Raw genomic sequence first — 15324 nt, 5'->3', positions numbered from 1 at the left:
CGATCGGCGGTGGTTCGAGTGAAGGTGGACCGGACGGGTTGTTCCGCCTTCTGTTCGCACGGGCGGTCGGCGTCGATCCGTCGCGCTCCCCGTACCGCATCTACGACGGCGGCGGCGAACTGCTTCCCGCACTGCTCACGAGGCAGGTCGACGTAGCCGCCACCGGTATCGGTGAGTACCTCGATCAGATTGCGGCAGGCACGGTTCGGGTCCTTGCGGTCAGCTCGCCGGCCCGTACCCCGGCGGTGGATGCGCCCACGATGGCGGAGTCTGGCGTCGACGTCACGTTCACCAATTGGCGCGGCCTCATGGCGCCGCCGGGCCTGACGGACGATCAGCGTCAGCACTTGCAGAATTTGGTGCGGGATCTGGCGGCAAGCCCGCGCTGGAACGAGCTGTCTCGCCGAAACGGTTGGAACACTGCAGTTCTCACCGAACCCGAGTTCTCCGCATTCCTCACCGATCAATCCCGGTTCGTCGACGCAACACTCGATCCGCCCGGTATCAACTGAGCACTACCGAAGTTTCGTTTCACCTCCACGAAGGTCACCGGCTCGATTTGCCGTGCCGTTTTTCTCGGCAATTCAGCACTAAAGGAGTTCATCATGCTCGTCACACTCGGCTTTCTCATGGTTGCGGTGTTCATGTTCCTGATCCTCACCAAACGCGCGACCCCGGTGGTGGGACTGACTCTGGTTCCGGTGGCCTTCGGACTACTTGCCGGGGCCGGCCTCGGAATCGGCGACATGATCACCGACGGCATCAAGTCGCTCGCACCCACCGCGGCGCTGTTGTTCTTCGCGATCATCTTCTTCGGAATCATGATCGACGTCGGCCTCTTCGATCCGCTGGTCAAGCTCATCTTGCGGATGGTGCGAGACGATCCGATGAGGCTCGTGGTCGGAACCGCAGTGCTCGCGATGGTGGTCTCGCTGGACGGAGACGGTTCGACGACCTTCATCATCGTGACCTCGGCGCTGCTTCCGCTCTACCTCAAACTCGGTGTCAGTCCCGTTGTACTGACGGTGGTCGCCGGCTTGTCCAACGCGACGATGAACATCATTCCGTGGGGCGGCCCGACCGTCCGGGCCGCGAGCGCGCTGGGACTCTCACCCTCCGACGTGTTCGTGCCGATGGTGCCGTCGTTGATCGTCGGCCTGATCATGGTGCTCGGATTCGCGATTCACCTCGGGATCATGGAGCGCCGCAGGATCGGGACTTTGGTCCTGACTTCTGAGCGCATCCTCGAAAAGGTCGGAAACGGTGGAAGTTCCAGCACCGGTAGCGCCGGCACCGGCGGCTCGAACGACTCCGAGGACGACGGCGGCGACACCGGACGATTCATCGACGGCCTCGACCCCAAGCGGGACACCTTGCGGCCGAAATTGCTCTGGTTCAACGCTGCGCTGACGACGATCCTTCTCGTCGTACTCGTGATGGACATCCTGCCCATCCCGGTGCTGTTCATGATCGCGTCGTCGATCGCCCTCGCGGTGAACTTCCCGGCGGTCAAGGATCAGGGTGAAGCAATCGCACGCCATTCGTCGAGCATCGTCTCGGTGGTCGCGATGGTGCTGGCAGCAGCGGTGCTGACCGGCGTTTTCCAGGGAACCGGCATGGTCGAGGCGATGGCAGAGTGGCTGCTTCAGGTCATCCCCGACGCGATGGGCCCGCACCTCGCCGTCATCACGGGCGTCCTGAGTATCCCGCTCACGTTCTTCATGACCAACGACGCGTTCTACTTCGGTGTGCTGCCGGTGCTGTCCGAGACTGCAGCGCAGTACGGCATCGAGCCGGTGGAGATGGCGCGCGCCTCGATCACCGGGCAGGCCGTGCACATGCAGAGCCCGCTGGTCCCGGCGATCCTGCTACTGGTCACACTCGCCGGTGTTTCTCTGGCGGATCACCACAAGAAGGTTCTGTGGCGAGCGGGCCTGATCTCGATCACGATGCTCGTGGTCGGCGTCGGATTGGGGCAGATCCCCTTCTGAGCGCGATCAGTTGTGGAAGGGGCACCGGCCTTGGTCGGTGCCCTTCTTCTTTTTTGTCACGAAATTGGGCCGGATGTCGAGATCGGGCTCGTCGTACAGGCGGTGGAACGTCGGCGTGAGCGAGCTGGACATGGGCGGGTTCACCCATGACCAGTCGGTCGGGCACTTGCGCCCGGCCTTGTCCTCACGCGCGATGTGATCGATGAATTGCTTTGCGACAGTGTGATGGTCGACCATGATGACGCCGGCCTTGCGGTAGCTGTGGATAACTGCACGGTTCAGTTCGACCAGTGCGCGGTCCTTCCAGAGCGTGCGGTCGTGGCTCATGTCGAGCTCCATCATCGCTCCGATGGTGGGCAACATGTTGTAGCGATCGGTGTCGCTGAAGTTGCGTGCGCCTACCTCGGTGCTGACGTACCAACCACTGAACGGCGTGCAGGGATAAACGATTCCGCCGATGTCGAGGTTCATGTCCGAGACCGCAGGGACGGCATGCCATTTAAGCCCCAGATCAGCGAACCAGCTGTATTCGGGGTGTTCGATCTCGACCTCGAGAACCAGGTCGGTCGGGACGTCGAAGTACTGCAGGGGTTCGTCGGGAACCGAAATCAGTACGGGGAGAACGTCGAACGGCGTACCGGCGCCTTTCCACCCCATCGCGGTGACCTGAGCAGTCAGATCGACGTGCCACGGGTCGCCCAGGATGGTGCCGTCAGGCTGCCGGTAGCCGGCGTAGCGGATCAGTTGCGGACTGAGGATTCGGTACTCCTGACCGTCCTCGCGGGGGAGTGGCCCGACCGTCACGACGGACTGCAGAGCGCCGCCGTTGGTCGACAGTCGCAGGTGCTCCCAGCATGCTTCGGCGAGAGCGGAAGCCGTGACGGCATCGCGCGCGTCGATGAGTTTGAGGGTCCGCCAATGCGCGCGACCGACGCACCTGGCGTGGTTTCGCCACGCGAGTTTGGCGCCGACGAGCAATTCCTCCGCTGTGTGCGTGTAGGTGCCGGTCCGATGGAGTTCACGCAAGGCCTCACGCCGCCGAGACGTCGGGAGGTGGCCCAGTTCCGGAGAGTCGAAAAATTCGACGCACTCGAGTTCCCGACGTTGAAGCTCGGTCAGCGTCGGGGTAGTGGAGGCGATCTGGGACGTAAGCCCGCTATCGGTGGGCAATTCGTCCTGTCGAACAAAATCCACGGCACGACTCCTGTTTGGCTGGTTGAGATTTCGCTGAACGTTAGCTCGGCGATCGAGAGTGTCGAAGCTCTTGTTTATCTTGCACGCAAGAATAAGAAAGGGACGGTCACACCGCGAAATGGGGTCGCATTGTGACACTTGTCCAGAATGATTTACGAGTCAGACATTTGTGACATAAGCTGCAGACGAAATTCCGCGGCGGGTCTTGCCGCGTCTAGTCGGGACGAGGATGAGCGTGGATTCGCAAGCAATCTCTCTGGTCCGGTCGAGCTTCAAATCCGTCGCTGCGGTAGAAGATGGTCCGGAACGGCTCGCCCGTACCTTCTATTCGATCCTGTTCGCTCGATCGCCCGAAACCCGGGAGTTCTTTCCGGCAGCGATGGATGTGCAGCGTGACCGGCTTGTCAGCGCTATCGCTCACGTCGTCGAACGCCTCGACGAGTCCGACGCGATACTCGAGTACCTCGCGCAGCTCGGCCGCGATCACCGCAAGTACGGCGTCACCGACGAGCACTACACGGCAGTCGGCAATGCCCTGATCGAAGCACTCGAGACTTTCGGTGGCGCCGAAATGTGGACAGACGAGGTCGACAGCGCGTGGCGCAACGCGCTCGCGATCATCTCGGCAGCGATGATGGACGCCGCCAACGCGGAAGACGGTCCGCCCGCGTGGAGTGCCACGGTCGTCGAATGCCGCCCGGTCATCAAGGGCGTCGCCGTCGTGCGGCTGCAACTCGACCAGACGATGGAGTACCGCGCCGGTCAGTACGTCAGCGTGCAGGTCGCCGCGAGGCCACGGATGTGGCGCTACCTCTCTCCGGCCACGCCGTACGACGGGACCGGAATCCTCGAGTTCCACATCCGCCAGGTCACCGGCGGGTGGGTCAGCCCGGTCATGGTGAACCAGACCGCTGTCGGTGACACCTGGGTGGTTGGTTCGCCCATCGGTGCCTTGGGGATTCCGGAGAACTCCAAGGACCTTCTGATGATCGCGTCGGGAACCGGAGTGGCTCCGCTGCGCGCTCAGATACTCGAGCTGATCCGACGCGGCAACACCCGCAAGGTCCAACTGTTCTACTCCGGACAGCATCCGTGCGATCTCTACGACCTTCCACATCTGTGGAAGCTGGCAGAGAAGTACCCGTGGCTCACGATCATCCCGGTCTCCGAAGAAGACGAGAATCCGTGGTGGCACACCGAAGCGGAGCCACTGCCGCCGATCGGCATGAAGCGGCGCATCGTCGGCAAGGTCGGTAAGGTCGTGACCTCGTTCGGGGACTGGGCGGGCTACGACATCCAGGTCGTCGGCAGCGAATCCATGGTCAACAGCACCAAATTCAGGCTTCGCGCAGTGGGCATCGACGTCGATACCGTTCGCAACGACCCGACGTACTGACCGTCAGTACGGATCGAACTGAATGACCTCGGCCGGCGTTCCGGCCTCGATCAATCGATCACGCGTCGACCGAACCATGGCCGCCGATCCGCACACCAGGACCTGATGTTCGGTGAACGCACCGTACGACGCGACGACGTCGGCGAGCGTGCCTTCGATGAGATGATCGTCGCCGAATCCGATGTCGACGTTCAACCGGTCGAACCATCCGTCGGGCGGGCCGCCGTCGGAGAGATCTTCGACGACAGGAATGGGCTGCAACCACGGAAACTGGTCGGCGAGCAGCCACAGCATGTCCGCAGCGTAGAGATCACGAAGCGTTCGGCCACCGAAGAAGAGGTACACCTGCGGCGGGTTCGGGGTCTGAGCCAGATCGAGAATGATCGACCGGAGTGGGGCCAAACCGGTTCCGCCCGCGACCATGATGACGGTGGGGCCGTTCTCGTCGACGGACAGGTTGCCGCGCGGGTCGAGGATCTGCCAGACGTCACCAGGCTGGGTGTCCTTGACTATCGAACCGCTGACCCAACCGCCGGGAACCGTCTTGACGTGAAACTCCAACTTCCCGTCGTGTGAGGGAGGCAGTGCGGGGGAGAGTCGACGGAGCAACCGCGAATTCTGCGGGACGCTGACGTCGACGTACTGGCCGGGTCGGAACGGGACGACGTCGCCGACAAGACGAACAACCGCCAGATCCTCACGGAGACGGTGATGTTCGACGACTGTGCTCGACCAGGTTCGCTGGGCCATGAAAGTTCTCCTGTAGTCAGTAGAGCGGGTCGTGCCGGATCTGGTCGAGCGGAGTTCCGCCGGCACGCAAGGCGTAGACGGTTGTCTTGATCATCGACGGTGACCCCGAGATCTGCACCTGGCGGTCGGCCCACGAGCCGAACTGCGCGACCACTTTTCCGATCGGTCCGATCAGCCGGCTGTGCATTCCGAACGGTGGTTCGAGCACCGGTCCGTTGTGCCACCAAGGGTTTTCGGGTTCTTCGGAAACCGGTACGACGGTCAACCACGGGTTGCTGAGCGAGATGTGCCAGAGGGTTTCGAGGTCGTAGAGATCGCACGGATAGCGGCCGCCGACGAACAGGTGCACGCGCGGGTTGTGCGCGCGTTGAGACATTTCCATCACCTGTGCCCGCAGTGGAGCGATACCGGTGCCGGACCCGATCATGAGAACGTCACGGTCGCTGGTGAAGTCGACCTCGAGACCGCCGAGGGGAGTGGACATGACCCAGCGGTCACCGACGTTGGTTTCGCTGACGATCGCGGGGCTGACCCATCCTCCCGACACCTTGCGGATGTGGAACTCGAGCTGACCGAAAGGGTTGGTCGGAATCGCCGGTGAGTAATACCGCCACATTTTCGGGCGCTGGGGAATCTGAACACCTACGTATTGCCCCGCCCCGTACGGAATGGGTGGGTCGGCTTCGAGGCGAACAATCGCCAGATCGTCGAGGACTCGTTCGTGGCTGACCACGGTTGCGCCCCAGAGCGCCGGGGTCGTATCGGATTCGGCGCCGTCGGCCATCGTGCCGACGACGAGGTCGGTGAACTGAGACCAGGCCTCGTCCAGATCCGGCGTCCACTTGTAGCGGCTGTGCGCGCTCGTGCCGTACATCGACCGAACCGCACGCTTCAGAGCGACGCCGGCGGCCTCGTAGTGCTCACGCTCGACGCCGTAGCGACGGTGGTCGCGGCCGAGTTGGGTGAGGAACTTCCGGATTCGGCGATGCTGGGGCAGATTCTTCACGACGAACTCGATGGCTCTGAAGAAACGGTGGCCCTGCGATTCCATCCCGGCCGGGAACAATGAGCGGTACAGAGGATGTTCCGCAAAGAGGCCGGTGTAGAACACTGCCGAGAAGTGCGCACGGCTCTCTTCGTCGTCGGTCAGAGAATCGAGGCTGGATTGCAGACGGGCGATCACTGTCGGATCCAATCCATCCCCCTTTCGCACCAGCTGCAACTCTCGCCACAATTCTAGTACGGCTGAAAATGTGACCTACGAAACCAACTCGGCCTGGCGAAAACAAACTTGAGCGGAATAGACTCAAGTTTGTCCGCGTTGAGCATATTGACACAGTCGCAATACCAACCGGTCGCGGCTCTTCCCGTTCGACTTCGCCAGAAAGGTGACAAGTGGACTCGTTCACACCAACAACCAAGACCCAGGCTGCGATGACGGCTGCACTGCAGTCGGCGTCGTCGGCGGGTAACCCCGATATCCGGCCTGCCCATCTGCTGGTCGCATTGCTCGACCAGACCGACGGCATCGCTGCCCCACTACTCAAAGCTGTAGGCGTCGACCCCACGGTCGTACACCGTGAAGCACAGGCAATCGTCGATCGCCTACCCAAGACAACCGGCGCAAGCTCCACCCCGCAACTCGGGCGTGAGGCACTCGCGGCACTCACTGCTGCTCAGCACCTCGCCACCGAGATGGACGACGAATACGTCTCCACCGAGCACGTCCTCTACGGACTGGCCGGCGGGGACTCCGACGTCGCACAGTTGCTCGTACGTCATGGCGCTACCCAGGACGCATTGCGTGAAGCCTTCACCACCGTCCGCGGCAGCGCTCGCGTCACCAGCCCGGAGCCCGAAGGCACCTACCAAGCGCTGGAAAAGTACTCCACCGACCTCACCGAAGCTGCACGTAGCGGCAAGCTCGACCCGGTGATCGGTCGCGACACCGAGATTCGCCGTGTCGTGCAGGTGCTCTCGCGTCGTACCAAGAACAACCCGGTACTCATCGGTGAGCCCGGCGTCGGCAAGACCGCGATCGTGGAGGGCCTTGCCCAACGCATCGTCGCGGGTGACGTCCCGGAATCGCTGCGAGGCAAGACCGTCGTGTCCCTGGATCTCGGGTCCATGGTCGCCGGTGCCAAGTTCCGCGGTGAATTCGAAGAACGCCTCAAGGCTGTCCTCGACGACATCAAGAACAGTGCCGGACAGGTCATCACCTTCATCGACGAGTTGCACACCATCGTCGGCGCCGGAGCCACCGGTGAATCCGCGATGGACGCAGGCAACATGATCAAGCCGATGCTCGCCCGTGGTGAGCTACGGCTGGTCGGTGCGACCACACTCGAGGAGTACCGCAAGTACATCGAGAAGGACGCAGCACTCGAGCGTCGTTTCCAGCAGGTGCTCGTCGGTGAGCCCTCGGTCGAGGACACCATCGGTATCCTGCGCGGCCTCAAGGAGCGCTACGAGGTGCACCACGGCGTGCGCATCACCGACTCCGCGTTGGTGGCGGCTGCCGCGCTGTCGGACCGCTACATCACGTCGCGGTTCCTGCCGGACAAGGCCATCGACCTCGTGGACGAAGCCGCATCGCGACTTCGTATGGAGATCGACTCGCGTCCCGTCGAGATCGACGAGGTGGAACGCACGGTTCGCCGACTCGAAATCGAAGAAGTGGCACTCGAGAAGGAAACCGACGACGCGTCCAAGGCTCGGCTCGAGAAGCTGCGTCAGGAACTCGCGGACGACCGCGAAAAGCTCAATCAGCTCAGCACCCGCTGGCAGAACGAAAAGCAGGCCATCGACTCGGTGCGCGTGCTGAAGGAACAGCTCGAAACTCTGCGAGGAGAGTCCGAACGCGCTGAGCGTGACGGCGATCTGGGCAAGGCAGCCGAGTTGCGCTACGGCCGTATCCCGGCGCTCGAGAAGGAACTGGAAGAGGCAGCAGCCGCTTCCGGAGCTGCCTCCGACGGTGACGTGATGCTCAAGGAAGAGGTCGGGCCCGACGACGTCGCAGACGTGGTCGCAGCCTGGACCGGAATCCCCGCCGGCCGGATGATGGAAGGCGAAACCGAGAAGCTGCTCCGCATGGAGTCCGAACTCGGCAAGCGCGTCGTCGGCCAGACCGACGCCGTCGTCGCCGTCTCGGATGCGGTTCGCCGCGCCCGAGCAGGTGTCGCCGACCCCAATCGGCCCACCGGTTCCTTCCTGTTCCTCGGCCCGACCGGCGTGGGTAAGACGGAGCTCGCCAAAGCCTTGGCGGACTTCCTCTTCGACGACGAGCGCGCGATGATCCGCATCGACATGAGCGAATACGGTGAGAAGCACTCGGTGGCCCGACTCGTCGGTGCTCCTCCGGGATACGTCGGCTACGAAGCCGGTGGCCAGCTCACCGAAGCAGTTCGGCGACGCCCGTACTCCGTGGTCCTCTTCGACGAGGTCGAGAAGGCACACCCGGACGTGTTCGACGTCCTGCTTGCAGTGCTCGACGAAGGCCGATTGACCGACGGTCAAGGCCGCACGGTGGACTTCCGCAACACCATCTTGATCCTGACCTCCAACCTGGGATCCGGTGGCACGCGGGAGCAGGTCATGGATGCGGTACGCCACGCGTTCAAGCCGGAGTTCATCAACCGTCTCGACGACGTGGTCATCTTCGACTCGCTCTCCGAGGAGCAGTTGGAGCACATCGTGGACATCCAGCTCGAGCAGTTGCAGAAGCGTCTGGCTGCGCGTCGTCTCACCCTCGAGGTGAACGGTGCGGCTCGGATGTGGCTCGCAGTGCGCGGCTACGACCCGCTGTACGGCGCTCGGCCATTGCGTCGACTCGTTCAGCAGTCGATCGGCGACCAGCTCGCCAAGCTGCTCCTGGCCGGCAAGGTCCAAGACGGCGACACCGTGCACGTCGGTGTCAGCGAGGACGCAGATCAGTTGGTTCTCTCCTGATTCGGTAAGCGGAATGCCCCGTCGATCCACTTGGATCGGCGGGGCATTCGCATTTTGTTCTACCCTGGATGGCTGGATGCTCGAACCGGGGACGAGTGCACCCGCGCCTCTCCGAACGACTTCGACGCTCTTTCGTCCCAACCGAAGGTGAGCCAGGCATGACCGATCAGAACGATCCGCGTAACTCGGGTGGGCCGCGCCGTGAGGATCCCGAGGCGACCGAGGTGTGGGGGCGTACGCCCGACCAGCCGACGGAGCAGTACGGGACGGTGTCCGGCCAGAATCCGAACCAGCCGACGGAGTATTTCGGTCAGCAGCCGGGGTCACAGCAGTATCCGGGGGCACAGCAGTATCCGGGGGCACAGCAGTATCCCTACGGGGGCCCGGATCAGAACACGGAGTATTTGGGGCAGCAGGGTCAGCAGGGGCAGCAGCCGAATCCCACTCAGGCGTTCCCTGCCTACAACCCGCAGTTCGATCCGCAGGCGCCGCCGCCTGGTGCGACGCAGGCCTATCCGCCGTACACCGCTCAGCAGTACGGGAACCCGGATCAGTACGGGAACACGCAGCAGTACGGAAATACACAGCAGTATCCGGTTGCCGGTGGTGGCGGTGGAGTTCCGCCGGAACAGCCGTTCATCGACGATGGATCGTCGGGCGGCGGTAAGAAGCGCAAGCTCGCGACGTGGGTGGCCGCCGGTGTGGTCGGGATCCTGGTCGCCGTGATCGCGATCATCGCGTTCTCGGCGTTCGGCTCGAACGACAAGGGCACCCAGACCGCTTTCGTTCCCCCGACCACCACGACGCAGGCGCCGACCACGACACCGCCGAAGGCCAGCACCACGGCGCCGACTCCGACGACGGATTCTCCGCTCAGCCAGCTTCCAGGCGGGCTCGGCGAAGTCATCGGTGACGCCGGGGGAGCCGTCGGCACCGTGAAGTCGAACGACGGCGGCACGTTGGTCATCGATTCGATCGGGGGTTCGCAGGTGACGATTCTGACCACCGCGGACACCACGCTCATCGCGCTCAACCGCGCCACCATCGCCGATCTGCAACCGGGAGACAACATCGTCGTCGACGGCACGCCGGTGGAGAACGGCACGATGACCGCCAACACGATTCTGAGTACGTCGCTGCCGAAGTTCGGCAACTGAGTCGTTCACGACACATCGGGCGAGTCCACCAGGGTGTCGCGGGAGGTTGAGGCCGCGAGTCGCTACCCTGGAGGGTGATGACTGGAATGTGGTTCGGACTGGCAGCAATTGCACTCGCAGGCGCGGGTGCGCTTCTGTACGTCGACAGGACGAGGCGAGATCAATCCGGGCGAGTGCGTCAGATCTGGGCCAAGGCGCAGGGTTACACGTACACGGCCACTGACGATCAGTTGGCAGGCGAATGGCACCGCGCGGTCATGGCCAAACAGGACTACCTGACTGCTACCGACGTCGTCCGCGGCCGCCGTCGCGGAGAACAGTTCGTGCTGTTCGATCTGGAAGAGACCGCAACCATCGTGGCTGTTCGCCGCGAGATCGGGTCGGACGTCGACATCGATCTTCGGTTGAAGTCGACGGCTCCGCCCAAGGACGGCGACCTGAACCTGTTGGGTGCGATCGGTTCCCGGGTGGTCTTTGCAACGGACCTCGAGATTGCTCGTCGCGTCTGTGATCAGCGCATGGTGGCGTTCACCGAATCGGTTCCGCCGTCGATCAGCATGCTGTGGAGCGAAGGGCAGTGGACGCTCGGTTCGCTTCCGGTGACCAGTAACGGCCGGGACTGGGACGCGGCAATCGAGTCGGTTGCGCGCCTGTCCGGCATTCTGCATGTCCTGCCTCCCGTCACCGATCCCAACGAACTCGAGGTCGATCACGATCCGAGCCGCCCGCGGCCGGGCGCCGAGAAGTCTCGCCCAACTCCGGATCCGGTAGAACAGCCCCGTTCGCGTCAAGAGCAGCCGCCCCGTGACGCTCCGCCGCGTGAATTTGCCCCGCGTGAGTCCGCACCGCGTGAGCCCGCACCGCGTGAATCTGCGCCACGTCCGGATCAATCGCTGCGCAAGCCCGAGGCGGCTGACAAGCCGGCTCAGCGCCCGGCGTCGCAGCGCTCGGGCACAATTCGCCCGGTCGACTGACCTTTAAGGTTCCCGTCCAGGCGCGATAACCACTAGCGTGGCCGGTATGTCGACTTCCCACTCGGATCGCCCTGTGCGTCCCGTTGCCCTGGTGACCGGACCTACCTCTGGTCTCGGCGCCGGTTTCGCCAAGAAATACGCCTCCCTCGGATACGACCTGGTTCTCGTCGCACGTGACGAGGTCAGATTGCACGACCTCGCGTCCGAGTTGAAGACGATGTTCGGCACCGAGTCGGAGATTCTGGTTGCCGATCTCGCGTCGGAGGCCGGACGCGACACGGTCGCGCTTCGTTTGGAGAAGGGCGTCGAGGTGTTGGTGAACAACGCCGGATTCGGTACCTCCGGCGAGTTCTGGACCGCCGATCCGGCGCTCCTTCAGTCTCAACTCGACGTCAACGTCACCGCCGTGATGCGGCTGACCCGTGCGGCGCTGCCCAGCATGATCGCGTCGGCGCACGGAACGATTGTCAACGTCGCGAGCGTCGCTGGCCTGCTGTCCGGCCGCGGTTCGACGTATTCGGCAAGCAAGGCATATGTCATCTCGTTCACCGAAGGGCTGTCCGGCGGGTTGGCCGGGACGGGAGTGCGCGTGCAGGCGTTGTGCCCGGGCTTCATTCGCACCGAGTTCCACAAGCGTGCGGGCATCGAGATGTCCACGATCCCCAAGCCGATGTGGCTGAGCGTCGACCAGGTGGTTGCGGCGTCGATGAAGGATCTCGGTGACGACAAGGTCATCAGTATTCCGGGATTCCAGTACAAGGTCCTCACGACGGCCGGGCGTCTCGTTCCCAAGGGGCTGGTTCGCCGGCTGACCAACATCGTCGGACGTGGCCGCGGGCGGACGTAGCCCAGAGGCGGAAGCCGGACGTAGCCCAGAGGCGGAAGCCGAACGTAGCCCAGAGGCAGAAGCCGAACACAAGGTAGTGGTCGGTAGGCTGAGCACTCATGAGCGATCGTGAGGATTTGGCTGCGCTGGTGCGCGAATTGGCTGTTGTACACGGAAAGGTGACGTTGTCCTCGGGCAAGGAAGCCGATTACTACGTCGACCTTCGCCGCGCGACACTTCACCACAAGGCAGCGCCGCTGATCGGCTCGCTGCTGCGTGAACTGGTCGCGGACTGGGATTTCGACGCCGTCGGCGGTTTGACGATGGGCGCCGATCCGGTCGCTATGGCGGTGATGCACGCTCCCGGCCGACCGATCGATGCGTTTGTCGTCCGCAAGGCTGCGAAGGCCCACGGGATGCAGCGCCAGATCGAGGGCCCGGACATCGTCGGCAAGCGTGTCCTGGTTGTCGAGGACACGACCACGACGGGCAATTCGCCGTTGACAGCAGTGAAGGCCCTGCGCGAGGCAGGGGCCACCGTGGTCGGAGTCGCTACGGTCGTCGATCGCGCGACGGGTGCGGATGCGGTGATCGGTGCCGAGGGCGTCGAGTACCGCTCGCTGCTGGGCCTGGAAGATCTGAACCTGAGCTGACGCCCCGTGAGTGGTTAAGGAGTCCCTGCACTCCTCAACCACTCACAGGGGTCAGTCGCCTACGGTGACGGCGAGTGCTTCGTCGACGCTGTGCGGCGCGGGATCGTGGTCGTCGACGTGAGCGAGAACCTTACGTCCGCTCGACAGGACGAATACGGCGGCGAGGGTGAGCACCGCGCCGACCCAGAACGGCATGTGGACGTTGGACTCACCGAGCTTGCCGGCTACCCACGGAGCTGCGGCGCCGCCGACGAATCGAACGAAGCTGTAAGCAGCCGAGGCGGTCGACCGTTCCACGGGAGCCGAGATCATGACGGTTTCGGTGATGAGTGTGTTGTTCACGCCGAGGAACAACCCGGCGAGGACGACACCCACGATCAAGACGATCTTGTTCTCGGTGAAGAGCGCCATCATGCCGAGGTCGAGTGCGAACAGTGTCAGCGCCAGCATCATCATCGGTAGTGTGCCGAAGCGTCGTTGCAGGCGAGGGGCGAGGAAGACCGACGAGATCGCCAGCATCAGGCCCCATCCGAAGAAGATGAATCCGATCGGGTACGCCCCCATGTCGAGGGGGAACGGTGTGTACGCGAGCAGCGTGAAGAATCCGTAGTTGTAGAGCAGCGCGGTGATCGCAACGGTGAGTAGCCCGCGGTGTCGCAGCGCCTGGAACGGTGCAGCGATGGACGTGTGGTGTTCGGGCTTGGGTGCGCTCGGAAGCATCACGACGATGAGAATGAAAGCAACCGCCATCAGGGCTGCGACGCCGAAGAACGGTGCGCGCCAGCTGATGTCACCGAGAACGCCGCCGACCAGCGGTCCAACCGCGATACCGATGCCCAGTGCAGCCTCGTACAGGATGATCGCCCGTGCGACGCCGCCGCTGGCCGCGCCGACGATGGCCGCCAGTGCCGTTGCGATGAAGAGTGCATTGCCCAGTCCCCAGCCGGCACGGAATCCGACGATCTGGCCGATGGTGCTGGAAGCGCCTGCCAGAGAGGCGAACACGATGATGATGGCAAGGCCTACAAGAAGCGTTTTCTTGGCGCCGATGCGGCTGGACACCACACCGGTGATGAGCATGGCCACGCCGGTGACGAGCATGTAGCTGGTGAACAGGAGCGAAACCTGCGACGGTGTGGCGTCGAGTTGTTCGCCGATCGGTTTGAGGATCGGATCGACCAATCCGATGCCCATGAAGGCGATGACGCTGGCAAAGGCTACCGCCCACACCGCTTTCGGTTGTTTCAGGAGGCTCGGCGGAGCCTCGTTCTGGTGCGTTGATGTCGCGGTCGTGTTGCTCACGGCCACCTCCTTTTTCAGTGGTGGGTATTTCAGCTGGGATCGGAAGTCTTGATGATGGACCGCAATTCGGCCAATCCGTCGGCCAGTTTCTTGATCTGCTCGGGCCCGAGTTCGACGAAGTGGGGGACTAGAGCGTCGGCGATCTCGTTTCGACCGTCGTTCAAGATCTTTCGTCCCTTGTCCGTCATGGCCACTCGAACTGCCCGGGCGTCCTCGGGGTCGGCGCGGCGTTCGACGTAACCGTTCTCGCCGAGTTTGCGCAGTAGTGCAGTGGCAGAGGGCTGCGAGCTTCTGTCGAGTCGAGCGAAGTCGCTGATCCGCATTTCGCCGTATTCCTCGAGTAGCGAGAGTGCGCGCAGCCAGGCGCGTGGGTACTGATCGGACGCGAAGGAGCCTGCCAGCTTCGCGAAGCGGTGCGTATTGCTCACGAGGTCGACGAGTAGTTCGTGCAGTTGCTGTTCTTCGTCTGTCACGAAGAATATTATTGCATAGGTTAACTATGTAAATCAACGAGTCCGTGGAAGGTGGTCCGTCACGGCGGTGGCTACCAGCGACGGCACATCGAGGTCGGGTGCGACGAGTGTGAGGCTTCGATTTGCCGCCAGCACTGCGATGCCGTGGGTTCCGGTCCAGATGTTCAACGCAGATGTGGTGGGATCGGAGGCGTCGGCCTCTTCGGTCAGGGATTGCAGGGCGGCGAAGAGTGGGAGAGAAGACTCTCGGAGGTTGCTGCCTGCGCCCTCGAGGAGGTCGTGGCGAAACATCAACTCGAACATCGCCGGTCGCTCCTGGGCGAATGACACGTATTCGATTGCTGCCGAGATCAATCGGCTACGAGCGGGTTGTTTGCCGGCGAGGACGGGATCGAGTCTGTCGGCGAGATCGCGCAGGCCGTGTGAGGCAATTGCGGCTAGCAGGCTGTTGTGGGTCGGAAAGTATCTCCGCGGGGCGCCGTGCGACACGCCCGCCCGACGCGCTATCTCCCGTAGCGTCAGGTCTGTGGCGCCGTCGGCATCGAGAATCTCGACGCCGGTGGCGACGAGTGTTTCGCGAAGGCTGCTGACAGTCATGGAAGACAGTGTCTACTATTCTCGTCGTAGACACTGTCTACTAGACGGAAAAGGTGATGCCCT

Annotated in this window: 14 protein-coding genes; 8 read left to right on the top strand and 6 right to left on the bottom strand. The window is 63.2% G+C overall.

Annotated features, from left to right (window positions below; translation table 11 throughout):
- Window positions 1-512: Bug family tripartite tricarboxylate transporter substrate binding protein (locus ACYP01_RS20165; RefSeq protein ID WP_459681969.1), on the top strand; the 512-nt coding region annotated here is incomplete at its 5' end.
- A gap of 93 nt (window positions 513-605) precedes the next feature.
- Entirely contained in the window at window positions 606-1991 is a 1386-nt protein-coding gene (locus tag ACYP01_RS20160) for a CitMHS family transporter (RefSeq protein ID WP_209922071.1), read from the top strand.
- 6 nt (window positions 1992-1997) lie between these two features.
- On the opposite strand, the gene ACYP01_RS20155 is transcribed toward ACYP01_RS20160, so the two are convergent.
- Complete coding sequence (locus ACYP01_RS20155; RefSeq protein ID WP_042924169.1) at window positions 1998-3185, bottom strand: nitric oxide synthase oxygenase; 1188 nt, start codon at window positions 3183-3185, stop codon at window positions 1998-2000.
- A gap of 235 nt (window positions 3186-3420) precedes the next feature.
- Between ACYP01_RS20155 and ACYP01_RS20150 the strand changes: the two genes are divergently transcribed.
- The gene (locus tag ACYP01_RS20150) at window positions 3421-4581 is read left to right on the top strand and encodes a globin domain-containing protein (protein ID WP_054825589.1); all 1161 of its coding nucleotides are present in this window, start codon (window positions 3421-3423) and stop codon (window positions 4579-4581) included.
- Between the two features lie 3 nt (window positions 4582-4584).
- On the opposite strand, the gene ACYP01_RS20145 is transcribed toward ACYP01_RS20150, so the two are convergent.
- Both ACYP01_RS20145 and ACYP01_RS20140 read right to left on the bottom strand, forming a co-directional pair.
- Window positions 4585-5331, bottom strand: coding sequence for an FAD-binding oxidoreductase (locus tag ACYP01_RS20145; RefSeq protein WP_003944435.1), 747 nt, complete (start codon window positions 5329-5331; stop codon window positions 4585-4587).
- A gap of 16 nt (window positions 5332-5347) precedes the next feature.
- Window positions 5348-6544, bottom strand: coding sequence for an FAD-binding oxidoreductase (locus ACYP01_RS20140; protein ID WP_042453449.1), 1197 nt, complete (start codon window positions 6542-6544; stop codon window positions 5348-5350).
- 182 nt (window positions 6545-6726) lie between these two features.
- On the opposite strand from ACYP01_RS20140, the gene clpB reads away from it, so the two are divergent.
- The 5 genes from clpB to pyrE all read left to right on the top strand — a co-directional run bounded on the left by clpB (window position 6727) and on the right by pyrE (window position 12889).
- Complete coding sequence (gene clpB / locus ACYP01_RS20135) at window positions 6727-9279, top strand: ATP-dependent chaperone ClpB (protein WP_007726750.1); 2553 nt, start codon at window positions 6727-6729, stop codon at window positions 9277-9279.
- Between the two features lie 158 nt (window positions 9280-9437).
- On the top strand, window positions 9438-10436 hold the full coding sequence (locus tag ACYP01_RS20130) for a hypothetical protein (RefSeq protein ID WP_459681965.1): 999 nt from the start codon (window positions 9438-9440) through the stop codon (window positions 10434-10436).
- A gap of 86 nt (window positions 10437-10522) precedes the next feature.
- The gene (locus ACYP01_RS20125; RefSeq protein WP_003944407.1) at window positions 10523-11410 is read left to right on the top strand and encodes a hypothetical protein; all 888 of its coding nucleotides are present in this window, start codon (window positions 10523-10525) and stop codon (window positions 11408-11410) included.
- 46 nt (window positions 11411-11456) lie between these two features.
- Complete coding sequence (locus tag ACYP01_RS20120; RefSeq protein ID WP_459681962.1) at window positions 11457-12257, top strand: SDR family NAD(P)-dependent oxidoreductase; 801 nt, start codon at window positions 11457-11459, stop codon at window positions 12255-12257.
- A gap of 98 nt (window positions 12258-12355) precedes the next feature.
- On the top strand, window positions 12356-12889 hold the full coding sequence (pyrE, locus tag ACYP01_RS20115; protein ID WP_003944385.1) for an orotate phosphoribosyltransferase: 534 nt from the start codon (window positions 12356-12358) through the stop codon (window positions 12887-12889).
- Between the two features lie 51 nt (window positions 12890-12940).
- Here the strand turns inward: pyrE and ACYP01_RS20110 are convergent, their stop codons facing one another.
- The 3 genes from ACYP01_RS20110 to ACYP01_RS20100 are packed head-to-tail and all read right to left on the bottom strand — an operon-like array spanning window position 12941 to window position 15261.
- Window positions 12941-14197: an MFS transporter gene (locus ACYP01_RS20110; RefSeq protein WP_020906634.1), complete on the bottom strand. Its 1257-nt coding sequence runs from the start codon at window positions 14195-14197 to the stop codon at window positions 12941-12943.
- A 23-nt stretch (window positions 14198-14220) separates the two neighbouring features.
- On the bottom strand, window positions 14221-14664 hold the full coding sequence (locus ACYP01_RS20105) for a MarR family winged helix-turn-helix transcriptional regulator (protein ID WP_003944339.1): 444 nt from the start codon (window positions 14662-14664) through the stop codon (window positions 14221-14223).
- Between the two features lie 33 nt (window positions 14665-14697).
- Window positions 14698-15261, bottom strand: coding sequence for a TetR/AcrR family transcriptional regulator (locus ACYP01_RS20100; RefSeq protein ID WP_042924180.1), 564 nt, complete (start codon window positions 15259-15261; stop codon window positions 14698-14700).
- Window positions 15262-15324 lie beyond the last annotated feature (63 nt).

The sequence above is a fragment of the Rhodococcus sp. no. 34 genome, assembly GCF_054589475.1.
This window is presented reverse-complemented; position numbering and strand designations above follow the sequence as displayed.